The organism is Dactylosporangium sp. CA-152071 (assembly GCF_050936335.1).
Classification (GTDB): Bacteria; Actinomycetota; Actinomycetes; order Mycobacteriales; family Micromonosporaceae; genus Dactylosporangium; species Dactylosporangium maewongense.
Window position 1 is genome coordinate 7,907,159 of sequence record NZ_JBNJMZ010000001.1, and the last position, 24,185, is coordinate 7,931,343.

21 protein-coding genes are annotated in these 24,185 nt (G+C 72.5%); 16 read left to right on the forward strand and 5 right to left on the reverse strand.

Translation table 11 applies throughout. The features are described 5' to 3' along the window. The first annotated feature begins 52 nt into the window (after nucleotides 1–52). Together ACQEVZ_RS35655 and ACQEVZ_RS35660 are read left to right on the forward strand one after the other, a co-directional pair. Nucleotides 53–1,456 carry a flavin-containing monooxygenase gene (locus ACQEVZ_RS35655; protein WP_344506280.1) on the forward strand — a complete coding sequence of 468 codons (1,404 nt, stop codon included), beginning with the start codon at nucleotides 53–55 and terminating at the stop codon, nucleotides 1,454–1,456. Nucleotides 1,457–1,488: 32 nt separating this feature from the next. Further along, nucleotides 1,489–2,313, forward strand: coding sequence for an alpha/beta hydrolase (locus tag ACQEVZ_RS35660; protein WP_433377157.1), 825 nt, complete (start codon nucleotides 1,489–1,491; stop codon nucleotides 2,311–2,313). Between the two features lie 200 nt (nucleotides 2,314–2,513). Here the strand turns inward: ACQEVZ_RS35660 and ACQEVZ_RS35665 are convergent, their stop codons facing one another. Next, complete coding sequence (locus tag ACQEVZ_RS35665) at nucleotides 2,514–3,374, reverse strand: DUF308 domain-containing protein (protein WP_354903485.1); 861 nt, start codon at nucleotides 3,372–3,374, stop codon at nucleotides 2,514–2,516. 179 nt (nucleotides 3,375–3,553) lie between these two features. Between ACQEVZ_RS35665 and ACQEVZ_RS35670 the strand changes: the two genes are divergently transcribed. Next, nucleotides 3,554–4,255 (forward strand): lysophospholipid acyltransferase family protein, encoded by a 702-nt coding sequence (locus ACQEVZ_RS35670; RefSeq protein ID WP_360570723.1) that lies wholly within the window; start codon nucleotides 3,554–3,556, stop codon nucleotides 4,253–4,255. 26 nt (nucleotides 4,256–4,281) lie between these two features. On the opposite strand, the gene ACQEVZ_RS35675 is transcribed toward ACQEVZ_RS35670, so the two are convergent. Beyond that, nucleotides 4,282–7,938 (reverse strand): AAA family ATPase, encoded by a 3,657-nt coding sequence (locus ACQEVZ_RS35675; RefSeq protein WP_433374721.1) that lies wholly within the window; start codon nucleotides 7,936–7,938, stop codon nucleotides 4,282–4,284. Nucleotides 7,939–8,005: 67 nt separating this feature from the next. Further along, on the reverse strand, nucleotides 8,006–8,698 hold the full coding sequence (locus ACQEVZ_RS35680; protein WP_344506284.1) for a Crp/Fnr family transcriptional regulator: 693 nt from the start codon (nucleotides 8,696–8,698) through the stop codon (nucleotides 8,006–8,008). A 463-nt stretch (nucleotides 8,699–9,161) separates the two neighbouring features. Between ACQEVZ_RS35680 and ACQEVZ_RS35685 the strand changes: the two genes are divergently transcribed. Both ACQEVZ_RS35685 and ACQEVZ_RS35690 read left to right on the forward strand, forming a co-directional pair. After that, nucleotides 9,162–9,896 carry a phosphotransferase enzyme family protein gene (locus tag ACQEVZ_RS35685; RefSeq protein ID WP_433374725.1) on the forward strand — a complete coding sequence of 245 codons (735 nt, stop codon included), beginning with the start codon at nucleotides 9,162–9,164 and terminating at the stop codon, nucleotides 9,894–9,896. Nucleotides 9,897–9,959: 63 nt separating this feature from the next. Beyond that, nucleotides 9,960–10,457, forward strand: coding sequence for a polyadenylate-specific 3'-exoribonuclease AS (locus tag ACQEVZ_RS35690; protein ID WP_344506286.1), 498 nt, complete (start codon nucleotides 9,960–9,962; stop codon nucleotides 10,455–10,457). Here the strand turns inward: ACQEVZ_RS35690 and ACQEVZ_RS35695 are convergent. Both ACQEVZ_RS35695 and ACQEVZ_RS35700 read right to left on the reverse strand, forming a co-directional pair. Further along, entirely contained in the window at nucleotides 10,441–10,920 is a 480-nt protein-coding gene (locus tag ACQEVZ_RS35695) for an ABA4-like family protein (RefSeq protein ID WP_433374728.1), read from the reverse strand. The genes ACQEVZ_RS35690 and ACQEVZ_RS35695 overlap by 17 nt on opposite strands. Beyond that, complete coding sequence (locus tag ACQEVZ_RS35700) at nucleotides 10,920–11,885, reverse strand: hypothetical protein (RefSeq protein WP_433374731.1); 966 nt, start codon at nucleotides 11,883–11,885, stop codon at nucleotides 10,920–10,922. The genes ACQEVZ_RS35695 and ACQEVZ_RS35700 overlap by 1 nt, the downstream gene beginning before the upstream one ends. A gap of 97 nt (nucleotides 11,886–11,982) precedes the next feature. Here ACQEVZ_RS35700 and ACQEVZ_RS35705 point away from each other — a divergent pair, with 97 nt between their 5' ends. From ACQEVZ_RS35705 to ACQEVZ_RS35755, 11 genes are all read left to right on the forward strand, one after another. Continuing rightward, nucleotides 11,983–12,633, forward strand: coding sequence for a MerR family transcriptional regulator (locus tag ACQEVZ_RS35705; protein ID WP_433374734.1), 651 nt, complete (start codon nucleotides 11,983–11,985; stop codon nucleotides 12,631–12,633). A gap of 156 nt (nucleotides 12,634–12,789) precedes the next feature. Beyond that, entirely contained in the window at nucleotides 12,790–13,818 is a 1,029-nt protein-coding gene (locus ACQEVZ_RS35710) for a 6-phosphofructokinase (RefSeq protein WP_360570710.1), read from the forward strand. Nucleotides 13,819–13,937: 119 nt separating this feature from the next. After that, complete coding sequence (gene proC, locus ACQEVZ_RS35715; protein ID WP_425552328.1) at nucleotides 13,938–14,753, forward strand: pyrroline-5-carboxylate reductase; 816 nt, start codon at nucleotides 13,938–13,940, stop codon at nucleotides 14,751–14,753. A 185-nt stretch (nucleotides 14,754–14,938) separates the two neighbouring features. Then, the gene (locus tag ACQEVZ_RS35720; RefSeq protein WP_433374739.1) at nucleotides 14,939–15,454 is read left to right on the forward strand and encodes a DUF2199 domain-containing protein; all 516 of its coding nucleotides are present in this window, start codon (nucleotides 14,939–14,941) and stop codon (nucleotides 15,452–15,454) included. 210 nt (nucleotides 15,455–15,664) lie between these two features. Then, the gene (locus ACQEVZ_RS35725) at nucleotides 15,665–16,747 is read left to right on the forward strand and encodes an FHA domain-containing protein (RefSeq protein ID WP_344506293.1); all 1,083 of its coding nucleotides are present in this window, start codon (nucleotides 15,665–15,667) and stop codon (nucleotides 16,745–16,747) included. A gap of 472 nt (nucleotides 16,748–17,219) precedes the next feature. Then, nucleotides 17,220–17,735, forward strand: coding sequence for a DsbA family protein (locus ACQEVZ_RS35730; protein WP_344506294.1), 516 nt, complete (start codon nucleotides 17,220–17,222; stop codon nucleotides 17,733–17,735). A 138-nt stretch (nucleotides 17,736–17,873) separates the two neighbouring features. Further along, a complete protein-coding gene (locus ACQEVZ_RS35735; RefSeq protein ID WP_344506295.1) occupies nucleotides 17,874–18,920 on the forward strand; it encodes an acyltransferase family protein in 1,047 nt (348 codons plus the stop codon). Between the two features lie 101 nt (nucleotides 18,921–19,021). Continuing rightward, nucleotides 19,022–19,816 (forward strand): hypothetical protein, encoded by a 795-nt coding sequence (locus tag ACQEVZ_RS35740; protein WP_344506296.1) that lies wholly within the window; start codon nucleotides 19,022–19,024, stop codon nucleotides 19,814–19,816. Nucleotides 19,817–19,850: 34 nt separating this feature from the next. Next, nucleotides 19,851–20,978 carry a hypothetical protein gene (locus tag ACQEVZ_RS35745; protein WP_433374745.1) on the forward strand — a complete coding sequence of 376 codons (1,128 nt, stop codon included), beginning with the start codon at nucleotides 19,851–19,853 and terminating at the stop codon, nucleotides 20,976–20,978. Nucleotides 20,979–21,027: 49 nt separating this feature from the next. Next, the gene (locus tag ACQEVZ_RS35750) at nucleotides 21,028–22,515 is read left to right on the forward strand and encodes a hypothetical protein (RefSeq protein ID WP_433374748.1); all 1,488 of its coding nucleotides are present in this window, start codon (nucleotides 21,028–21,030) and stop codon (nucleotides 22,513–22,515) included. A 31-nt stretch (nucleotides 22,516–22,546) separates the two neighbouring features. Next, nucleotides 22,547–23,836 carry an AAA domain-containing protein gene (locus ACQEVZ_RS35755; RefSeq protein ID WP_433374751.1) on the forward strand — a complete coding sequence of 430 codons (1,290 nt, stop codon included), beginning with the start codon at nucleotides 22,547–22,549 and terminating at the stop codon, nucleotides 23,834–23,836. The last annotated feature ends 349 nt before the right edge of the window (nucleotides 23,837–24,185 follow it).

A 24,185-nucleotide genomic window follows, 5' to 3' on the forward strand; every position in this document is an offset into this window, starting at 1 on the left:
CGACCGGGGCGCACGGTGCAGTGGGACGCGGTGCAGTGGGGAGACGACGCGGGTGACGAGCTTCGACGAACTGGCCGGCGGCGCGACCCACTGGCGCGACGGCGAGCCCGTCTACGACCGCGGCGACACCGTCTGCGTCATCGGCGCCGGCGGGACCGGCCTCACCGCGATCAAGAACCTCCGCGAGGCGGGCTTCGGCGTCGACTGCTACGAGCGCGAGACCGGCGTCGGCGGCGGGTGGAACTGGCGGCACGACCGCAGCCCCGTGTACTCCAGCACGCACCTGATCTCGTCGAAGCCGTTCACGCAGTTCCCCGACTTCCCGATGCCCGACGACTGGCCCGACTACCCGCACCACTCGCAGCTGCTCGCCTACTTCGAGCGGTACGCCGACCACTTCTCGCTGCGGGAGCACATCTGGTTCGGCACCGAGGTCGCCCGGGTCGAACCCGCCGACGACCCGGCCGGCGGCCCGCCGCGGTGGGACGTCACCGTGCGCGGCTCGCGGGGTGGGGCGCCGCGCACCATGCGCTACGCCGCCGTCGTGGTCGCCAACGGGCACAACTGGTCGCCGAAGATGCCCGAGTACGAGGGGCTCGAGGACTTCCGCGGCAAGGTCATCCACGCCAGTCAGTACAAGGACGCCTCCCAGCTGCGCGGGCGCAAGGTGCTGGTCGTCGGCGCCGGCAACACCGGGTGCGACATCGCGGTCGAGGCGGCCCAGCAGGCGGCGAAGTGCTGGCACTCGACCCGCCGCGGCTACTGGTACGCGCCGAAGTACGCCCTCGGCAAACCCGCCGACCAGGTCAACGACCGGATCCTCGCGATGCGGCTGCCGTTCCGGCTGCGCCAGTGGCTGCTGCAGCGCACGATCAACATGACCGTCGGCGACCTGACCCGCTTCGGCCTGCCGAAACCCGACCACGGCCTGCTCGAGATGCACCCGCTCGTCAACAGCCAGCTGCCGTACTACCTCGGACACGGCGGGATCACGCCGCTGCCCGACGTCAAGCGCTTCGACCGCACGGACGTCGTCCTCACCGACGGTCGCACGATCGACCCCGACCTGGTGGTCTTCGCCACGGGGTACCGGCCGAGCTTCGACTTCCTCGCCCCGGAGCTGCTCTCGACGGACTCGGCCGGCCGCCCGCGACTGGCGCTGCAGATGCTGTCGCGCACCCACCCGACCCTTGCCGTCGCCGGCCTGTTGCAGCCCGACTCGGGGGTGTTCACGCTGGCGCACTGGCAGGCGGTGTTCATCGCCCAGTGGCTGCGCGTCCTCGACGCGTCGCCGACCCGCGCGCAGGCCCTGTGGGCGAAGCTGCGCCAGGAAGGCGACCGGCGCTTCACCGCCGGCAAGGTCACCGACTCGACCCGGCACTGGTTCGAGGTGAGCCACTTCGTGTACCTGCAGGAGCTGGAGAAGTCCCTGCACGAGCTGGAGGCGGTCCGTTGACCACCCGTGCCCCGTCCGCCACGACCCGCGTCATGCGCTCCGACGAGTGGTCGTCGCCGCCGAAGCCGGTGCGGCGCGAGGTGCTCACCGAGCAGCCCACCTCGTCTTCGGCTATTGCTTCGTCTTTGTCTTCGGCTTCGGCTTCTGATGACCGCCCGCCGGTGCTGTTCGTCCCCGGGTACGGCCACGGCGCCTGGGCCTTCGCCCAGCACTGGCTGGAGCACACCGCTGGCCGGGGCTTCCCCGCCGCCGCGATGAGCCTGCGCGGCCACGGCGGCAGCGGCCCCGACCCCGACGCCCGCCTGCGCGACTACGTCCACGACGTCACCCAGGTCGCCGCAGGCCTGCCGAAGCAGGCGATCCTCGTCGGCCACGGCACCGGCGCCCTCGTCGTGGCGATGGCGCTCGCCCGGTACCCGGCCCGCGCCGGCGTCCTCGTCGCCCCCGTCTTCGGCGGCCTGGCCACCGCGCTCGGCCTGCTGCGCCGCAACCCCGCCGGCACGCTCCCCGGCCTCTTCGGCGGCCACGTCAGCCTGCGCTCCACGCAGCTGTTCAGCCGCTCGCTGCCGGCCTCGGCGGCCCAGTCGTTCGCCGCCCGCCTCCAGCGCGTCCCCGCCGGCGCGCAGCGTCAGCTCATCCGCCGCCAGGAGCCCGAACCCCCGGTCGGCACCCCGCCGGTCCTCGTCGCCGGCAGCCCCGACGACCGCGTGGTCTCCGCGTCGGCGCTGGAGTGGGTCGCCCGCAGGTACGGCGGCTCCCCGCTCCTCTTCCCAGGCATGGGCCACGACCTGATGCTCGACGCCCGCTGGCAGGAACCCATCGACGCCATCCTCGACTGGCTGGAGAAACCCGCCTGACCGCTCACGCTTCACGCTGTATCGGCATGCGCGCGGAGCGTGATTTCCGCAAGGTCGATTAGATCGATGGATGTACGGTGTGGAAGTAGGCCCGTCACCGGCACCGAGCCCGTCCTCGCCGCGACGTACCGCGGTCGGGGGTCGTCGTCGGCGGGGTGCGGGCGAGGGGCGGGCGCGGGGATGCCGTCGTCGGGGGTGGGTCAGACGCGGGCGCCGTTGTCGGGGTCGTCGTCCTCTTCGTCGCCGGGGCGTAGGCGCAGGATCAGGGTGACGAAGCCGCTCAGCAGCAGGGCGAAGCCCAGGAACAGGGTGGACTGGGGGCCGAAGACCGGCAGGAGGTCGGGCCAGATCAGCAGGACCAGGCCGCCGATCAGGGCCAGGACCGCCAGGACGGTCGACGGGGCGATCCGTGGCAGCGGGGGAGGGGGAGGCGGGGTGTAGCCGGCGTCGTCGTCCTCGTCGTCGGGCAGGTCGGCGCCGAAGGAGTCGAGGCTGTCCAGCAGGGAGCGGTCGACGGCGTCGGAGGCGCGGCGCAGCGGGGTGCGGGGGGCCGGCTCGGTGTCCATGTCGGCGGCGGCGGAGCCCGATGAGTCGAGGTCCTCGGCGGCGGGCCAGGGGGCGCTGGTCGGATCGACGGTGGTGTGGAAGCCGGCGATGATGCTGGCGAACGTCTCGTCGTCCGACTTGCGGCTCGTCTTGGCCTCCTGGGATGACTGGGATGACGGGGATGACTGGGGTGAGGGCGCCGTGGCGGGCTGGGGGGCCTCGGCGGGTGGGGTGTGCTGCTCGGGCACGGCGGTAAGCTGGGTGAAATAGTCGCGCGCCGTGGCGAGGTGGTCACGATCAGCGTAGAGCCGGTCGGTGGGTCTGGCGGGCAGGGTCGTGGTGCGCGTCACCGGGTGCAGGTCGGTGGCGGGCTGCAGATAGGCGGCGATGCCACCGGCCGCCAGCACGTCCAGCAGATGCTCGCCGACCCGCGGGTCGACGTCTCCGACCACCGCGTATTCCTGCGCTACCAGGCCGTTGTCGCGCCGGCCGCGCCGCGCCCCACCCCCTGGCACCGCCTGCCCCTCCCCGCGGCCGACACCGCGACGACCGGGTCCGCCGCGAAAAAACCGCTGACCGAAATCCTGACACGTGCACGGGCGGTTCCGGGAGTGCGTTGTGGTGTGCCGAACTGGTTCGTAGGCTCTTTGCGACGGTCATCACCGATTGTTGGCAGATCTTGGAAGGTTGAGCGGTGCTCTACTGGTTCCTCAAGTACATCGTCCTCGGGCCTGTGCTGAAGCTCATCTTCCGCCCCAGGGTGGAGGGGCTGGAGCACGTCCCTGCCGAGGGGCCCGTGATCATCGCCAGCAACCACCTGTCGTTCGCGGACTCGATCTTCATGCCGCTGAGCGTCAAACGGCGGGTCACGTTTCCGGCCAAAGCCGAGTATTTCACCGGCAAGGGCATCAAGGGCCGCCTGATCAAGCTGTTCTTCGCCGGCACGGGGCAGGTGCCGATCGACCGTTCCGGCGGGAAGGCGGCCCGGGCCGCGCTGGAGGTCGGCCTCAAGATCCTGCGGGAGGGCGGCATCTTCGGCATCTACCCGGAGGGCACCCGCTCGCCGGACGGCCGGCTCTACCGGGGCAAGACCGGGGTGGCCCGGCTGGCGCTGGAGTCCGGTGCCGTGGTCGTGCCGGTGGCGATGATGAACATGGACAAGGTGCAGCCGATCGGGCAGATCCTGCCGAACCTGAAGCGCGTGCACATCCGCTTCGGGCCGGCGCTGGACTTCTCCCGGTACGCGGGGATGGCCGGCGACCGGTTCATCGAGCGCGCCGTCACCGACGAGATCATGTACGAGCTGATGACCCTCTCCGGCCGCGAGTACATCGACATGTACGCGCAGAAGGTGAAGAGCACCCCGGAGCCGCAGAAGCAGCCCGTGGCGGCGTAGGCCGCACAGCGACGTACAAAGGCCGCCTACAACGGCGTAGGCGGCAGCTCGGCGAGCGTCAGCAGCATCGGCGCGCCGGCCTGGGTGGCGAAGGCGATCAGCTCGCTGCGCCACGGCTCGAGGCGCTCGGCGGCGGACGGCCCGAGCCGCCCGAGCGCCTGCACGGCCCAGGTGAGCGACAGCATGCGGGCGGAGGCGTTGGGGATCTCGCCGTACAGCTCCGCGGCGGCGAGGTGCATGTCGGCGGCCCGGGCGAAGTCCCCGTCGACGAACGCGATCGCCCCGGTGATCGTCCGCAGCGCCGCCTCGACCCACGGCGTGCGGTGCGGCACGTCGGCGAGCATGTCGCGGATCGCCATCATCGCGACCCGGCCGGCGGGGACGGCGGCGTGGGCGGTCGCGTCGATCCACTCGCCGCTGGCGATCGCCCGCACCTCCCGCCAGGTCTTGGCGAGCTCGACGATCAGCGCCTCGGCGTCACGTGAGCGGCCCTGCAGCGCCAGGCAGAGGGCGCCATGGCCGAGGACGGTCCACTGCAGGCGGTAGAAGCCGCTGCGCCGGCCGGCGGCGACGAGGTCCTCGACCTCGTCGGCGTTGATGAACGGCTCGCCGCGCAGGATCTTCATCCACGCGTGCGCGCCGCGGACCTGCAGGTCCCACTCGGAGGCGGGGGCGCGTTCGGCGACGCCGATGAGGGTGGCCCAGTCGCCGGTGAAGTACGCGACCTGCGCGACGTTGGAGTAGCCGGTGGCGAGGGTGTGGCTGCCGGGCACGGTGTTGCGGGTGCTCTCGTACATCGCCGCGGACGCGGTCCAGTCGCCGTCCTCCAGCAGCGCCCACGCGACGTTGCGCATCGCCCGGTGCTCCGACAGCAGCCGCCGCTCCCGGCACACCTCGAGCGCGGCCTGCAGCTCGACCAGGCCGGACCGGTCGCCGGCCTGGAAGAGCGCGGTGCCGATGGTGATCCGGGCGCTGGTCGCGACCTCGATGAGGCCGAGCCGGTCGGCGATCTCCGCGGCGGCGCTGGCCGCGGCGACGGCGGGCTCGACCTCGAAGTTGGACATGTGCAGGCGGCCGAGCTCGGCGTACGCGTCGGCCTTCTCCGGCGCGTCCGGCAGCTCGTCGAACAGCTCCACGGCCCGGTCCAGGCACGACAGGGCACCGAGCCGGTCGGCGCGCAGCCACGCGGCCTGCCCGCGGATCGTCCAGGCCCGGGCGGCGCTGGCCTGCTCACCGGCCGCGTAGAGCCGATCGGCGAGGCTCGCCAGCTGGTCCGTGCCCGCCATGGCCGCGTCGGTGCTTCCGGTTCCGCCGGATCCGCCGGTACGGGCAGCGCCCGCCGGACCGGAGCCGGCGGTGCCGAGGAAGGACTCCGGGTCCGCGTAGAAGGCGATCTCCGTGGCCAGGAGCTCGATCCGCAGCCGCTCGCCCTGGTCGGTGCTGTCGTCGCAGAGGGCGAGGGCCTTGCCGGCGTGGGCGGCGGCGGCGTCGAGGGCGTGCAGCGCGTACGCGCGGCGGGCCGCCCGGTGCAGCGCGTCCCGCGCCGGCGCGCTGTACCGGGGCGCGTCGAGGCCGAGCGAACCGGCGATCTCGTAGGCGGTGTACCGGTGGTTGGCGACGACCTCGGCGAGGTCGGTGTCGCGGTCGGCGGCGACGCTGTCGAGCCAGGCGGCGGTCAGCTCGTGCCGGGCGACCCGCTCGGTGCGGGGGAGCCGCTGGTAGCAGACGTCGCGGACGAGGACATGGCCGAAGCGGTACTCCGTCTGCCCCTCCATCGTCGAGGCGGCCTGCTCGTGGATGAGGTCGCGCTGCTCGAGGCGGCGCAGGGAGCGTTCGATGCCGTCGGCGGGGCGGCTCATCGCGGCCGCGACCGCGCCGGGCCAGAAGTTCATGCCGACGACGGAGGCGGCCTGCAGCACCGCCCGGTCGGCGGCCTCGAGGAGGTCGACCCGGTTGGCGATGACCGCGTGGACGCTGTCGGGCATCGGCAGCACCCGGCTGAGGGTGTCGGAGGTGCGGACGTTGCCCTGCTCGGCGAGCATGCGGGTGTACTCGAGCGCGTACAGCGGGTTGCCGTCGGCGAGCTCGACGAGTGAGTTGAGCGAGTGGCCGGGGAACGCGGCCTGCCCGAGCAGGTGCGCGTACATGGTGGCGATCTCGGCGTCGCGCAGCGGTGGCAGCATGATGGTGACGGAGCCGGCGATGGCACCGGCCCAGCTGGCGTTGCGCTCCAGGAACTCCGGCCGGGCCGTCGACAGCAGGAGCAGGGGCACGTCCCGTACGGACGCGCCCAGACGCTCCACGAACCGCACCATCGACTCGTCGGCCCAGTGCAGGTCCTCGAACACCAGGACCGTCGGCCGGTGCGCGGCCAGCGCGACCACGAAGCGCCGCCAGGCGGACTCGGTCTCGTCGGGGGCGAGCTTCGGCCCGGGCAGGCCGACGAGCGGGCTGAGCGCGTCGGCGAGCCGCTCGGCCTCCGACGGGGTGACGATCACGCTGAGCGCCGTGTCGAGCCGCTCACGGGCGGTCTCGGCGCTGTCGGTGTCGAGGATGCCCGCCTGCGCCTTGACGATGTCGGCGAGCGCCGCGTAGGTCACGTTCTCCCCGAACGGGGGACAGCGGCCGGTGCGCCACGCGACGGGCGCGTCGAAGAGCCGCTCGGCGTGCAGGAACAGCTCGTGCACGAGCCGGCTCTTGCCGATCCCGGCGTGCCCGATGACGGTGACCAGCTGCGGGGTGCGCTCGCGCAGGCCCCGGTGCAGGGCGTTGACCAGCAGGCTGAGCTCGTGGGTGCGGTTGACCAGGGGCGTGGAGCCGGCCTCCCGGTCGGGGTGGTTGCGCCGCAGCGGCGCGAGGGCCAGCCACACCTCGGTCGGGGTGGAGCGTCCACGCAGCGTGGCGGGAGGCTGCGCCTCGTAGCGGATCGAGGACTTGGTCAGCGCATACGTGCTGCCGCAGACGAGGACCCCGCCGGGCGGGGCGAGGGACTGCAGCCGGGAGGCGGTGTTGACGACGTCGCCGGCGACGATCGCCTGGCCGCCGTCGCGGGCCGCGGCCACGTCGACGAGGGCCTCGCCGGTCGCGACCCCGACGCGGAAGCGCAGCGCCCGCTCGCCGTCGCCGGTGCTGGCGTACCGCGCGAGCACCCGCTGCAGCTCCAGGCCGGCGCGCACGCAGCGCACGGCGTCGGTCTCGGTGGCCACGGGCGCGCCGAAGAGCGCCATGACGGCGTCGCCGATGTACTTCTCGACGACCCCGCCGTACTGGCCGATGACCTCGCGGGCGGTGGAGAAGAAGCCCTTCTGCAGCTCGCGGACCAGCTCGGGGTCGGCGCGCTCGACATAGGGCGTGAAGTCGATCAGGTCGACGAACAGGACGCTGATCCGCCGGCGGTCCTCGCTGCGGGTGGCGGGGATCGGCACCGTGGCCCGGCCGATGTGGCCACCGCCACGGTCGGCGCGGCTCGCCGTGCCGCCGCCCGCGCCGGTGGTGGCGCGTGGGGTGCCGCAGCCGGTGCAGAACGACGCGTCCGGACTCAGCGATCGGCCGCATGTCGCGCAGGCAGGACTCAGCTCGGCGCCGCATCCACCGCAGAACCGGTCACCATCGCCTGACTGGCGGCCGCAGCGTGCGCACTGACTGGAAATCGCCGACACTCCCTGATTCGGATCCCCGCACATCCTCACACGCCGGGGACCCGATCGACCACCGCGTTGCGGCACGCAACGCGGTGGTGCGACAGGCAGGTCAGCGGTCGGTCATCCCGGCGCGGCGGCGCAGGGCGCTGAGGTCGGTCACGACGATCCGCCGGCCCTCGGTGCGCAGCCAGCCACGGCTGGCGAACGACCCGATGGCCTGGTTGACGCTCTGCCGCGAGCCACCGGCCATCTCCGCCAGCTGGCTCTGGTTGAGCTCGATGGTCACCATCGGCGCGTTGGTCTCGCCGGCGAGCCGGACGAGGGTCTTGGCGACGCGGCCGGGCAGGTCGAGGAAGACGTGGTCGGCGTTCTGCTCGGTGAGGCGCCGGATGAGCGCGCCGAGCGAGCGCATGACCGCGTCCAGGATGCGCGGGTTGGCGTGGACGAGCTCGATGAACGCGTGCCGGGACAGTGCCAGGGCCTGGCAGTCCTCGATCGCCTCAGCGGACGCGGACCGGGCCGCGCCGTCCAGCAGCGACACCTCGCCGAGCGTGTCGGGTGGGCGGACGACCGACAGGACCGCGCGCTCGCCGGTCGGCGCGGTCCGGAACACCATCACGGCACCGCGCTTGAGCACGATGAGTGACTCGCCCGGATCGTTTTCGACGAACAGCAGCTGGCCCTTGCGGTATGTCCGTGGCACCGCCGCCTGGATGACCCGCTGACGAACATCGGGATCCAGGCCACTGAACATATCCACACCGGTCAGCGCGTCGCCGGGATCTGGCAGCCGACCCTCCACGGTCAAACCCCTCCCGGTGCAGCGTTGATTCGGTCCCATGATCACCGTAGGTGATCACGAGCACAGTACGGAACTTCTACCAGATCATGACGCGCGTGTCGGAGTCTGTACATCCCCCGCATCGGCTCACCGACAGCCCGCGCATGAGCCCGCAGGCAGGCTAGTGCCAGCACGCGAACCGCTGGGGGGCGGGGTTGGTGTCAGATGCCCGGGGGGCCGGTGGTGCGAGCACCGCTTCCCGGGCATCTGCCTGTTCACCGGGCATGGACGCCGTTGTTGGCGCATAATGCGCAGCGTGGCCCCCGCTGCCGACCAGGTGCACACGACACTGCGCAGGAGTTGGCAGTGCGACCCCGGCCCGTGCATTCCTCTCGGTGAAGACGCCTGGCGGGTCGAGATCGACAATGGCCAATTCGAACCCAATCCGCGTGATGCGGCCCACTTCGTGGTGAAATGGGCTCCGGTGGCCGCGCGGCGCGGCTTCGAGGCCGGCCTGTGCGCCGCCGAGCACCTCGACGCGTCGGGCGTCTGCGCCGGGCGCCCGGTCCGGGCCGCCGACGGCGCGCTCACCACCGCGCTCCCCACGCGCGCGGGTGACGGCGTCATCGCCCTGATGTGCCTGGTCCCCGGCCGCCCGCTGCACGCCGACGACCCGCTCGACCAGTCGTGGTGGGGTGGCGCGCTCGGCGCCGCGCACCGCAGCCTGCGCCGGTTCGTGCACCCCGACCTGGCGAAGTTCCAGGTCGCGGCGGTGCCGGCGGCGGCGCCCCACCTGGCGATGGAGCCGTGGCTCGGCCCGGCCGTGACCGAGACCGCCGCCGTGGTGCGCCGCATCATGGTCACCGACCAGCTCACCTACGGGGTCCGGCACGGCGCGCCGGACGCCGCCCGCTTCCGCCTCGACTCCAGCACCGGGCGGGTCGGACTGGTCGGCTGGGCCGCCGCCGGCACCGGTCCGCTGCTGTACGACCTCGCCCACGCCGTCCTCTGCGCGGGCGGCACCGCGGCGGAGGCCCTGGTCGAGGCGTACGTGCGGGCCGGGCCGGTCCCGTCCGACGAGTGCGCCGCGGTCCTGCCCGCGATGCTCGCGCTGCGCACCGCCGCCCGCGCCGCCGCCGTCGCCGAGAAGATCCACGCCGACGGCGGCACGCCCCGCGACCACGCCGAGCTGACCAGGATGGCCGCGCTGCTGCTGTGAGCCGACCTTGCGGCCCTACCCTGCCGCCGCACCGCCGGGCGGCGACGGTGCAGGATGGGAGCGGTGTCGGCATATCGCTACTTCTACGACTGTGAGTTCATCGAGGACGGTCGCCTGATCGACCTGGTCTCCATCGGGGTGGTGGACGAGCACGGCCGCGAGTACTACGCGGTCTCCACGGAGTTCGACGGGTCGCGGGCCGTGCCGTGGGTGCGCCGCAACGTCCTGGACAAGCTGCCGTCGCCGGCCGACAAGGCGTGGCGCTCCCGCGAGCGGATCCGCGAGGAGCTGCTCGAGTTCCTCGTCGAGCCGCTGCGCGCCGGCGAGGCCGACGAGCTGGAGCTGTGGGCGTGGTACGCCGCCTACGACCACGTCGCCCTCGCCCAGCTGTGGGGGCCGATGCCGACGCTGCCCCGGGAGATCCCGCGCTTCACCAAGGACCTGCGCCAGCTGTGGGACGAGACGGGCCGGCCGCCCCTGCCGGCGGCGGAGGGACGGCACGACGCGCTCGTCGACGCCAAGCACAACCTCGCCAGGTGGCAGGTCATGCACCCCGCGTAAGCACGTCCTCGTCACGCCGGGCGGGTCCTGCGCCCGGCGTGACGGGCCGCCTCGTCAGTGGGATCCGTAACGCGAGATACAGGGGCAGGCCGATCGGCGAGAGCAGGATCGTCAGCACCAGCAGCGGCGCCATGATCAGCGGGTGGACCCGCCGCTCCCGGCTGTCCAGGTAGATCCAGCGGCCGACGAGCAGGTCCCAGGCGAGGACCTGTGCCCACACGGCGGCGACCACGTCGTCGTCGGCGAACAGCGACCGCACGCCGGCCAGGTCGGGGTTGAGCATCTCCGCGGCGAACTCCGGCAGCACCGGTGCGATCGCGAACGCCCACACGACCAGCGCCGGCAGGGCGATGAACACCGACCCGGCGATCCGCTCCGACCAGCGCCACCCCGGCGCGAAGATCATCAGCACCCAGAACGGCGCGACGACCAGGAACGCGAGCTGGAACAGGGTGTCAGCCATCAGTGGACCTCGCTCAGCATCCGTGCCTCGGCGGCGGTGGGCTCCACGGTACGGGGGCCGCCCAGCGCCCACATCGTGCCCGCGACGGTGGTCAGAAGTACGACGCCCGCCGCGGCGAGGGTCAGCGCGTCGGGGTCCACGATCGACTGGCCGCGCAGCGCCTGCCAGACGATCAGGCCGGTGAGGGCGGCGTACGCGAGGCCGGCGACCATCACGAGGCGGGCCCGGACCCGGTCGGGGCGCAGCCGCGCGAAGCGCCGCGAGGCGAGCGCCAGCAGGAACCCGAGCAGCGGCAGCGCCTGCAGGGCGTGCATGCCGATGAAGTGCCCGGCACGCAGGTCGCCGCCGGTGGTGCTCCAGCCGACCAGGGGCAGGCCGGGGCCGCCGTCGGCCACGCCGACGCTGTGCGCGCCGACGATCGTGGGCGACTCGTCCGCCGGCAGGTCGAGCTGCGCCTTGGTCGGCATGGTCATGAGGAAGCCGACCATCATGCCGGCGAGGCCGACGATCAGCCCGAAGCGGACCGCCAGGGCGTCCGCCCGGTCCGGCAGCCGCTGGATCAGCAGCAGCACCGCGAGGATCAGCGTGCACACCCAGGCGATCGCGATCGTGGCGCCCATGACGCTGTACAGCGTCGAGTCGAACGGCGTCTGGTTGTTGAAGTGGCTCTGCCGGCCCCGCGCCGCCTGCCCGACGATGATCACGATCTCGGTGGTGAGGGCGGCGACCGATACGGTGCCCAGCCACCAGCCGAGCCGCTGCCGCCGGTCCAGCAGCGACAGCATCCAGGCGATGGTGACGGAGTAGACGGCGATGGAGACCGAGAACTTGAACGGCTTCAGCCAGAGCGGCGCGCCGACCAGCTCGCGGTCGTCGAGGAGGACGCCCGCGCCGGTCAGGACCGCGAGGACGGTCAGCGCCGCGGCGCTGACGACGAGGGGGCGGTGCGGCTGTGCGAGTCGCATCAGAAGCTCCCAGCAGAATGGATAGTCGAACTATCGATAGCGGCGCTTTCCACTATTGGAGAGTTACACTATCCGTGTCAACCCTGAGAGGACCCTGATGCGCATCGCTGAGCTGAGCCAGAAGACCGGCGTGCCCGTGCCGACGATCAAGTACTACCTACGGGAGGGGTTGCTCCCCGCCGGCGAGCTGACCAGCCCCAACCAGGCCAGGTATGACGATCGACACGTTCAGCGGCTGCGGCTGGTGCGGGTCCTGCTCGACATCGGACGGTTGCCGATCGCCACCATCCGCGACCTGCTCACCGAGCTCGACCAGCCCGACCCCGACGTGCACGAGGTGCTCGGCCGGGCCCTGCCGGCCTCCGTCGGCACCCGCGAGACCAGCGACCCGGCGATGCTCGCCGCGGCGCACGATCGGGTGAGAACCTTGATCAAGGAGCGCGGCTGGCTGCTGTCGGACAACGCCCGCACCCGGCAGGCCGCGGCCGAGGTCGTCGCCGCGTTTCAGCAGGTCGGCGCCGATGTCGAGCACCTGCTGGAGCAGTACGCGGACCTCGCCGAGCGGATCGCCGTGCACGACCTGCGCTTCGTCGCCCGGGCGGAGGGCAACGAGGGCAAGCTGCACGCCGCCGTCGTCGGCTCGATCCTCGGGGATTCCCTGCTCGCCGCCCTGCGGCGGATGGCGCAGGAGCACGAGTCGGCCAAGATGTTCGGCATCCGAGATGAGAGCTGTGACGACAGCTGTTAGGACGGATGTGCCGACTGGTGCGACGTCGGCATGTTCAGGAGGAGCGACTACAGTGCGCTGTGAATCGGCAGCGTCGCCAACGAGTGGGACCCTCCGGCTCGGTCGTGCCCGTCAGGGCGGTCGAGCAGCACCGCAACCAGGAAGGCAAGATCTAGCATGCGTATCGGCGTACTGACCGGGGGCGGCGACTGCCCCGGCCTCAACGCGGTCATCCGGGCCGTGGTCCGCAAGGGCATCGCCACCTACGGTCACGAGTTCGTGGGCTTCCGCGACGGCTGGCGTGGCCCCCTTGAGGGCAACACCCGTGAGCTGGGCATCGCTCAGGTCCGTGGCATCCTGCCGCGCGGCGGCACCATCCTCGGCTCCTCCCGGACCAACCCGTTCAAGATCGACGGCGGCGTTGAGAAGATCAAGTCGAACCTGGCCGACCTCGGCATCGACGCGCTCGTCGCGATCGGCGGCGAGGACACCCTCGGCGTCGCGGCGAAGCTGACCGACCTGGGCGTCAACGTCGTCGGCGTGCCGAAGACGATCGACAACGACCTCGGCGCGACCGACTACACGTTCGGCTTCGACACCGCGGTCAACATCGCGATGGAGGCGATCGACCGGCTGCACACCACCGCCGAGTCGCACCACCGCACCCTCGTCGTCGAGGTCATGGGCCGCCACGCCGGCTGGATCGCGCTGCACGCCGGCCTCGCCGGTGGCGCCAACGTCATCCTCCTGCCGGAGCGGCAGTTCGACGTCGACCAGGTCGCCGGCTACGTCGAGAAGCGCTTCCAGACGCAGTACTCGCCGATCGTCGTCGTCGCCGAGGGCGCCCAGCCGCTCGACGGCCAGATGGTGCTGCACAACCAGGAGCTCGACGCGTTCGGCCACGTCCGCCTCGGCGGCATCGGCCAGTGGCTCGCCGAGCAGCTGGAGGCGAAGACCGGCAAGGAGGCCCGCACCGTCGTGCTCGGCCACATCCAGCGCGGTGGCACGCCGACCGCGTTCGACCGGGTCCTCGCCACCCGCTTCGGCCTGGGCGCGATCGACGCCGTCCACGAGGGCGACTTCGGCAAGATGGTGGCGCTGCAGTCCACCGACATCGTCCGCGTGCCCCTCGCCGACGCGACCCGTGAGCTCAAGACCGTCCCGGTCGAGCGCTACACCGAGGCCGAGGTCTTCTTCGGCTCCTGAGCCCGTCGCGGGCCCGGTCGTCAATGACCGGGCCCGCGCCATGTCCGTCTTCGATCTCTCGTCGAGAACTCTCGTCGAACTCTCGTCGAACTCTCGTCGGACTTTCGTCGAACTGAGGAGTGGGGTACGTGCGGACCATCGCCGTTCTCGGTGCGGGCAAGCTCGGTGAGGTGCTGCTGTCCGGGTTGCTGCGGGCCGGCTGGCCCGCCGACCGGCTCCTGGCCACCGCCCGCCGGCCCGAACGGGCCAAGGAGCTGCAGGAGCGCTACGGCATCCAGGTCGTGGACAGCGTCACCGCGCTGCAGACCGCCGACGTGCTCACCGTCGCGGTGAAGCCGCAGGACGCCGGCGCGCTGCTGGCGGAGCTCGGCCCCAAGTTGCCCCCGGGCAAGCTCGTCGTGTCGCTCTGCGCCGGCCTGCCCACCTCGTTCTTCGCCAGGCACCTGCCCGACGGCACCCCGGTCGTGCGCGTGATGACCAACACGCCCGCCCTCGTCGACGAGGCGATGACCGCGATCTCGGCCGGCCCGCACGCCACCGCCGAGCACCTCGCGCTCACCGAGGAGATGTTCCGCCCCCTCGGCCGCACCATCCGCGTCCCCGAGTCGCAGCAGGACGCCGTCACCGCCCTGTCCGGCTCCGGCCCCGCGTACTTCTACTTCCTCGTCGAGGCGATGACCGACGCCGGCATCCTCCTCGGCCTGCCGCGCCAGGTCGCGCACGACCTCATCGTGCAGACCGCGATCGGCTCGGCGGTGATGCTGCGCGAGTCGGGCGAGCACCCCGTCAAGCTCCGCGAGGCCGTGACCTCCCCGGCCGGCACCACCATCAACGCCATCCGTGAGCTGGAAAACCATGGCGTGCGGGCAGCGTTCCTCGCCGCCCTCGAAGCCGCCCGCGACCGCGCCCGGGAGCTCGCCGCGCAGAGCGGTTGAAAGCCGCCCGCGACCGCGCCCGGGAGCTCGCCGCGCAGAGCGGTTGAAAGCCGCCCGCGACCGCGCCCGGGAGCTCGCCGCGCAGAGCGGTTGAAAGCCGCCCGCGACCGCGCCCGGGAGCTCGCCGCGCAGAGCGGTTGAAAGCCCGCCCGGGAGATCGCCGCGCGGAGTGGTTGAATCTGCCGGTGACCGTCACCTGTACGTGCTGCGGCACGGAGCTCGGCGACGTGCCGAGCATGTGGTCGTTCTCCGCCCCTGACACCTGGGGCGTCCCGGGCGTCGGGGGAGCGTCGTTCCTGGAGGAGGAGCTCTGCTTCGTGGAGCTGCCCGACCTCGATGAACAGCACTTCTTCCTCCGGGCACTGATCGAGGTCCCGGTCCGCGGCGGCAGCTCCCCGTCGGAGCCGGGCGCGCTCACGTACAGCGTCTGGGTCAGCCTCAGCCCGGCCGGCTTCGCCCGCGCCGTCGAGCAGTGGGAGGACCCCGACCGCGCCGCCGAGCCGCCGTTCTTCGGCCAGCTCGCCAACCGCATCCCCGGCCACCCCGAGACGCTCCGGCTGCGGGTGCGGGTCCACACCCGCCCGCCCGGCCTGCGGCCCCTCGTCGAGATCCGCGACCACGACCACCCCCTCGCGGTGTGGCAGCGCGACGGCATCCCCGCGCACGAGCTGCCGGCGGTCGCGGCAGCCTGCGGCGGCTGACAGTTCGTTCATTCAGGCATTCACCCGTATCAGGGGCGATCCCGTGCCCGTACCGTTACATGCAGTGAAGCTGATGTATGCCGCGACCGGGTGGCCCCCCTCCGGTCGCGCGCCCCGCGCTCGGTGCACTTCCCCAGCCGACGAGCGCGGCGTGAAGCCCGCCGTCGGCCGCAGAGGTGGTCGACGGCGGCTTTGCGGCATGATAACCGGGTGCGATTCGAAACCAGCCGCGCGCTCGACGCGGTCGAGCGGAGACTGAGCGTCGACCCCCTCGCAGCCGGCGGGGTCATCGACCTGGTGGAGGCTGCCCGCAGCGTCGACCTCGACGGCGGCCGGCCGGCCGCCCTGCTGCGCCTCGGCTTGTTCGTCGACGCCCTGAGCCGGCAGCTCGGCGACGGCGGCGTCGGCCTGTACGCCGTGGCCGAACGCGGCGCCATGTCCGACACCGACTTCACGTCCAACGAGCGCATGGTCCTGCGCCGCTGGTCCGACGACGGGCTGATCGAGATGCTGCCGCCGGGCGCCCGGCCGGCCGCCAGGGCGCGGGAGGTCGCCGCGCTGACCGGCCTGCCGCTGATCAGCCGCACGCCGCTGCCCGGCCACCCCGGCCCGGTGTACCTCACCACCGGCGCGTCCGGCGGGATGGAGCTCACCCTCGCCCCGTCCACGGGGTCGTCGCCGCGGCCGCATCCCGTGCTCAGCCGGTACTGGCGCTGCGGCGCCACCGACTGCCCGACCTTCGGCCGCCAGCCCGCGGCCGGCGCCGGCCAGCCACCCCCGGCCCTGCCGAGCGGCGCCCCCGTCTGCCCGCGCCACGGCGAGCGCCTCATCGACGCGGGCCCCCGCCCCGTCGCCATGACCATGGCGGTCCGCATCGACGGCACCGTCCGCGCCCGCTTCCCCCTCACCTCCGCCCGCCCCGTCGTCGTCGGCCGCGCCCCCGACGAGCCCGGCGGCATCACCATCGGCAACTGGCTCACCGACGAGTCCACCCGCCGCGTCAGCCGCAACCACGTCCGCCTGGAGCTCCGCGACGGCATGGTCCTCGTCACCGACGTCAGCACCAACGGCGCCGGCCTGCTCGCCCGCACCGGCTCCTCGGTCCCGCCCCGCGAGGTCGACCTCCACCGCGGCGAGCCCAAGGCGATGGGGGAGTGGGACGAGGTCGAGCTGTACCCGGAGGTCACCGTCGGCCGCGCGGACCGCCCGCCGGCCTCCGTCGCCAAGGGCGGCGCCCCCAACTCGGTCATGGCCGACGCCCCCACCATCGCCCTCCGCCTGCCCAAGCAGTAGCCACCCGGAACTGCCGCAAGCACCCGGACGACAGCTGCCAGAAGTCCTGGCCGCAGACATCCGGACGGCCGCTGCCCGAAGTCCTGACGCGACCCCGGACGGCCGCTGCCCGGATAAGTCCAGGCGCAAGCGCCCGGACTTATCCGACATTTCGGATTTGTCGGGTGGAGTGGGGGCTGCGCGGGCGGGAGATGTGGTCGACGACGCCGAGGGTGTGGGGCGCCGCGCGGGCAAGAGATTGGTCAACAATGCCGAGGTGCCGGGAGCCGCGCGGGCGGGAGACGTGGTCGACGACGCCGAGGCGCACGGGCGTGGCGCTCGGGGGAGCCGCGCGGGCGGCAGATGCGGGCGTGGGCGGGGGAGACGGGCGCCGTTCGGGAGATGTGAGCGGGCGGTGTGAAGCGGGCGCGGCGCCGGGGTTGGGAGCGGATCGGGTCGACTAGAGCATGCCGCGGTGGGCAGGTGCGTCGGCATGGACAACGACCACGCGCAGGGCCCGGCCGACGCACCGCTCACCCTGCTCGAGTACGGGGACTACCAGTGCCCGTCCACGGGCCGGGCGTTCGGCGTCGTGGAGCGCCTCCAGCTGCACTTCGCCGAGCGGTTGCGCTTCGTGTTCCGGCACTTCCCGATGGTCGACCAGCACCCGCGGGCGATGCCGGCGGCGCTGCTCGCGGAGGCGGCCGCCGACGCCGGGTCGTTCTGGGGCATGCACGCGCTGCTCCTGTCGCACCAGAACAGCCTCGAGGACCCCGATCTGTCCCGGTACGCGGAGCAGTTCGGCCTCCCCGGCACCGGCGGCACCCGCGTGCACTACGAACGCGTCGACGCCGACCTGGCCGCCGGGCGCGCCGCGGGGGTGACCCGGACGCCGGCGTTCTTCGTCAACGGCGTCCCGCACGAGGGCGGGTTCGACTTCGGTTCGCTGGTCACGGCGATCGAGCAGGCGGCCGTACAGGCGACCGAAAAGGCCGTCGAGAAGGGGTAAACGGGTGAGATCCGGGTGAACAGCGTCGATTGCCGGAAGAGTTACGGGTTGTCCTCCCTAGGATCTTTGAGAATAAACACAGCCAATTTTGAGCTGAACCAAGGTTGCCGCTAAGACCGTCAGGGCAACCTGTAGGGGATGCGGAACCGGTACGTAGACCTCCTGCGAGCCGTCGCGATCGTCCGGGTGGTGACCTATCACACACTCGGCTTCGCGTGGCTGACCGTCGCGTTCCCGGCCATGGGCCTGATGTTCGCGCTCGGCGGCTCCCTCATGGCCGCCTCCCTCGACCGATCCGAAGGCTTCGGGCTGAAGGCGATCGGGCGCCGCATGCGCCGCATCGTCGTGCCGTTCTGGGTGCTCGGCGCGTTCGCAGTCGTCCTCATGTCGTTCATGGGCGGGCTCGAACACACGTGGCGCCTGGTGCTGTGGTTCGTGCCCCTCGACGATCCGCCCACGTCGGAGAAGGGCGGCGTCTGGTTCAGCCAGATCTGGTACGTCCGGTCCTACCTCTGGTTCATCATCGCGTCGCCGGTACTGCTGTGGCTGTACCGCAAGGCGCCCATCCCGGCGGTGCTCGTGCCGTTCGGCGTCCTGGTCGCGCTGTGGGAGACCGGGCACGGCAGCGGCGGCATGGTCCGCGACTTCTTCATGTACGCGCCGATGTGGATGCTCGGGTTCGCCCACCACGACGGCACCCTCCAGCGGATCTCGAAGAAGATCCTCTGGCCGGCGTGCCTGGTCATGGGCGGCATCGGCCTGTTCATGCTCTACACCAACCCCGGCCCGCGCGGGTACGACATGAACGACCTCCCGGTCGCCGACGTGCTGTGGTCGACCGCGTTCCTGCTGGTGATGCTGAACGCCGCACCGGCCGCGCTGAGCCTGGGCGCCGCCGAGCCGGCCGTCGAGGCGATCAACCGGCGGGCGCTGACCATCTACCTGTGGCACGAGGCGGTCATCACCGCCGTCCGGCTCGCGGCGGTCGCGGCCGGCGTGTCGCTGCTCGGCCCGTACGGCGGGCTGCTCCAGATCGTGCTCGTGTTCGCCCTGGTCACGCTCGTGGTCCTGGGGCTCGGCTGGGTCGAGGACCTCGCCGCCAGGCGCAAACCGAAGCTCATCCCACTGCCCAGCCGGGCCCCGGCCGGCCGGCTGGAGGACCAGCGGCAACCGGTGCCGGCGTAGGCCACCCGCCGGGTGGCGAACCGGACGAACCAGAAATTGCAAGGCGACACGCCGACACTGGTCTTTGCTGGAACTTGCTGGAACCAGCTACCGTGCCGTTCGTGTCCGAACCGATCACCATCGAGATGCTCGAGCGGCGGATCGACCGGTTGCGTGGCGAGCTGCGAAGGGCCGCCACCACCGGTGACCGGATGCAGGCCCGTGCCCTGCGGGCCGAGCTGCGCCAGGCGGAGCACGCCTGGGACGACGCCCTCGCCGACCTGGAGGACCAGGCCAGGCCGGCGCCGCAGCCGGTACACAAGCCGATGCTGTCGATCCGGGAACAGGTGCATCACGCGCTGACCCTGCTCACGGTGCCGGCGGCGCCGAAGCTCATCATCGCCGTCCACGACGCCTTCTTCCCGGGCGAACTCGTCGCGGCGCGCCTCACCAGCCTGCGGCGCGACGAGGAACGCTCGTTCCGCGTCCAGCCGTTCGGCCGGCCGTACTACCTCTGCCCGGCGCTGACCGCGGACCTGCTGTCACCGGCGCGCGGGCTCCTCGCGCTGTCCACCTGGCCCCTCGAGACCCGGGTGGTCGGGCCGCTCAGCGCCCGCGTCGACTTCCTCATCGGCGCGATCAAGGTCGCCCAGCGGGTGGCGCAGCTGCCCGAGGACGCCCACGACGCCCGCCGGCTGCTGTGGCGGTTCGCCGCGAGCATCCCCGGCGCGGGTGGCGCCGGGATCACCCCTGAGTCAGTCGCCGAACTGGCCCAGGCCGAGCTGGACGTGCACCTGGACGCCGACACCGCGGACCGCGCCGCGGCGGCAATCAGGGCACAGGAACGCCTGGACGGATCCGAGGCGCTGTTCGGCGCCCGGTTGCAGCGTCTCCGTCGTACCGCGAGCAAGGCATGAAACCGCGAACTGCTTCCCCGAAAGAAGACCGCTCATGGACCCACTGGTCGACCGGTTGGACCGCATCCGTGGCACGGTGGCGCCGCGCAACCACAACGCGCGGACCATCGCGGCGCTCACCAGCAACCCGGGGTGCGGCCGCCGTGGACTGATGGACGCCGCCGGGGTCAACAAGGGCGCCGTCGCCGGGCAGCTCGGCTTCCCCGCCGGCTTCGGCCAGTCCAGGTTCGCGATCGCCCGCGGCAACGCGTTCGAGGCGCAGGTGAAGGCCGACGGCGCCGCCGAGCTGCTGCAGCTGCTCCGCGAGCGGCTCGGCCTGGCGATCCCCGAGGTCGCCTACGACGACCTGTCCAACGTCGGCGGCAACGCCAGCCGCGAGGTGCGGTACGCGCGGACGAAGGCGCTGCTCGCGCGGGCCGCCGCCGACCGCGACGACGCCGGGACGCTGTTCGACCACCCGATGCTGCGGCTGGAGATCGCCGGCTACTACGCGTACCTCGAACCGGACCTCATCGCGTTCCGGGCCGGCGGGAAGTTCCACGTGGTCGAGATCAAGTCGTTCGCGGTCATCGACGGCCAGGCCGACCCGGGGAAGACCGCCGCCGCGGCGACCCAGTCCGCGGTGTACGTGATGGCCATGCGCGAGCTGCTCGCCGAGCTCGGCCACCCGGAGGACACGGTGTCGCACAACGTCGTCCTCGTCTGCCCGGAGAACTTCGCGAACCGGCCGACCGCCACCCTCGTCGACGTGCGCAAGCAGCTGACCGTGCTGCGGCGGCAGCTGTCCCGGCTGACCCGCCTGGATGCGATCCTCGACGCGCTGCCGGCCGGGCTCACCTTCGACCTCGCCTACGACAGCGAGCAGCAGGCCACCCGCCCCGCCGACGAGCTGCGCAAGGCCGTCAGCACGATCGACGCCCGGTACAGCCCGGACTGCCTCGGCACGTGCGAGATGGCGTTCTTCTGCCGCGACGAGTCGGCCGGGTCGACGTCCGCGCTGGGCCGCTCGGTCCGCGACGACCTCGGCGGGGTGGAGAGCATCGGCACGGTCCTCGGCCTGGCCCGCGGGACGCTGACGCCGGGCGCCGGCCAGGAGGAGATCGCCGGCCTGCTGCGCTTCGCGCACAAGCTGCGCACCGAGTGCCTCGACGGCATCGGCTGACCCCCGTGAGCAACCTTCCCGAGCCGCGCGTGCTGTGTGAGCCGGCGACGTGAGCATCCTTACGGCCCTCGCCAGGGCGGAGGCGGTCGAGTCCGGCAAGGCGCAGCCACTGACCACGGTCCGGCACACGCACATCGCCGCGAACCCCCTCGTCCTCGTGCCGCTCAGCCTCGCCGGCGAGGCGGCTGCGCCCCTCGCCGCGATCGTCGGCACCGACCCGGCCGAGCCGCGGGTGCTCGTCGTCGCCAACCCCCGCGACCGCACACAGCGCTTCGACTTCGTCGCCGAGCTCGCCCGCGTCGTGCTGTCCTACGTGGACGGCTGCGCGCGCAGCGTCGACTCGGCCGCGTCCGGCACGAAGCTGCGGTACGCCGAGGCCCCGCAGGTCATCGTCCCCAACCGGGGCGGGATCGAGTTCGTGCGCCTGCTGGGCCGCTCGACCCGGTTCCGCCGGCCGTTCGGGCCGTACCCCGTGCACCGGACCGTGCCGATCCTCGGGCAGTGGCTGACGTTCCTGCGGGAACGCGCCGACCACCCCGGCTCGTCGATGCTCCTGGCCATGACCGAGGTCCTCGGCAACCACTGGGCGACCGGGCAGAGCGGCCTGGAGGACGCCAACCTCGCCGCCCTGCTCGGCTGGATCGACCCGCCCGGCGGCCTGGACGGCGCCGCCGCCGCCGCGCTCGCCGAGGACCCGCTGCGCTCACCGCCGGCCGGGCCGAGCACCGACCCGACGTTCGACAACGAGATCCTCGCGCCGGCGCTCGCCGCCGTCGCCCGGTCCGACGGCGACGACTTCGCCCGGGAGCGGGCCCTCGCGGCGCTGACCGCGGCCGTCGCCGACCAGATGCAGCCCACGTGGGACCTCACCTGGCAGGCCGTCCGGCTCCTGCGGGCCCGGCCCGCCGGCGCGTCCGTCGAGACCCGCTGGGCCATGGACCGTGACGTCTTCACCATGTACCACATGGGCCTCGCCGAAGGGACCGCGCTGCCGCAGCCCCGGCGGGACAGCGCGGTCGCCGCCGCCGGCCGCCTCGACCGGCTCGAACGCGAGCAGGCCCGGTTCGACGCGCAGCGGGCCCTCGACGACCCGCTCGTCATGGCCGAGTTCCGGCTGTCCGGGGAGGCCTTCACCGGTACCGTCGTCGCCGCGTCACCGAACCGGGTCGACACGTCGGGCAAGAAGGCGGCGCTGCGCCCGCACATCACCGTCCAGACGGACGACCCGGTGCGGCTCGAGCCGGGCGCGCTGCTGGTCTCCCCGGCGCGCCTCGCCCAGCAGGCGATGGTCGTGGAGGTGTCCAGCGTGGACGTCACCCTGGAGCTGTCGAAGGGCATGGGCCGCTCCACGAAGCAGCCGGCGCCGGGGTCGGTGCCGGCAGTGGGGGAGCGCGTCACGTACGGGCCGGTCACCGACGCGTACCAGCCGCCGGGCCGCTTCCCGAGCCGCGACGACACCCCGTGGACGCACGGCGGCCCGCCACCGGCGGTCGAGTACGGCCCCAGCGAGAACGACGCCGTGGAGGACTGGTCATGAGGTTTCTGCCCGACGTTGTGGAGGGTCGGTCGTGACCGGCGTCATCGAGGACATCCTGCGTGACTTCGGTTCGGCCGCCGGGCGTGGCGTCGTGGTCGACTCCCCGCCCGGTGCCGGGAAGTCGACGCTGGTGGTGCGCGCCGCTCGTACATTGGCGGAATCCGGCGAACGGCTGATGGTGGTCGCCCAGACCAACGAGCAGGTCGACGACCTCATCGACCGGCTCGCCACCGCCGCGCCGACCCTCGCCATCGGCCGGCTGTCCGCGTCGACCTACGTCCCCGCCCAGCGCGTCATCAGGCACGGCACCGTCACCGTCAGCGGCGCCGTCAGCGACATGAACGCCAGCGCCGTCACGATCGGCACCGCCGCGAAGTGGGCCACCGTCACCGACGGCAGCTGGGAGCGGGCGATCGTCGACGAGGCGTACCAGATGCGCTCCGACATGCTGTTACGCGTCGCCGGCCGCTTCTCCCGCGCGCTCTTCGTCGGCGACCCCGGCCAGCTGGACCCCTTCTCCGTCGTCGCCGTGGAACGCTGGGCGGGCCTGTCCTGGGACCCGATGCAGAGCGCGGTCGCGGTCCTGCTGCGGCACAACCCCGAACTGCCCGTCCACCGCCTGCCCGTGTCGTGGCGCCTCCCGCCGTCGGCCGCGTCGGTGGTGTCCTCGGCGTTCTACCCGTTCACGCCGTTCGAGGCCGGCACGAAACCGCTGGACCGCCGCCTGGAGTTCGCGGCCCGTGCCCTCGGGGGCGATCACGGTCTCGATGCGACCCTGGAGACCGCCCGCCGGACCGGCTGGGCGCTGCACGAACTCCCGGCCCGGCACACGGTGCGCACCGACCGGGAGGCGGTCGCCGCGATCGCCGCCCTGGCGAACCGGCTGCTGCAGCGCGGCCCCGTCGCCTACTCCGAGCACGCCCCGGACGGCCGGCCCGTCACCGTCGACCGGATCGCCGTCGGCGCCGCCCACCGCGACCAGGTCGCCGCGATCCGCCAGGCCCTGGCCGGCACCGCCGCCACCGACGTCACGGTCGACACCGCGAACCGCCTCCAGGGCCGCGAGTACGACGTCACCGTCATCCTGCACCCCCTCTCCGGCCGCCGCGACGCGAGCGCCTTCCACCTGGAGGCCGGCCGCCTGTGCGTGCTCGCCTCCCGCCACCGCCACGCCTGCGTCGTCGTCGCCCGGGCCGGCATCGCCGAGCTCCTCGACACCCACCCGTCCGCCGAACCCGTCCACCTGAACGTCCCGGTCCGCTTCCCCGACGGCTGGGAGGCCAACCAGGCCATGCTCGCCCACCTGCAGGACAGCCACTGACGACGGCTTGCGGTCCGTGAACCGGCGGTTGCCGGATTCTCTTTCGCGACGGATTCCGTGCGGGTCCCCGCCACTCGAGCATCCGCTGCGCGTCCCCGGTCCGGAGCACCACCCTTTTCACAGACATTGATCAATGCCCCGAATTGCCCCTTCTTCGGGATGGACGTTGCGCGATCCACCCCCAAAACAAAGATCGAACTGTAGGTGGATCGCGCACTGTCTATCGCGCAAAGGGGGCAAAGTAGGGCATTGACCAACATCTGTGCGCCGACGTGCGGCATCTGCGCGAGGCGACCCGCCTGCCCCAGGTCCGTGCTGCGATCGCCGCCCGACACGCCGGCGACGACCG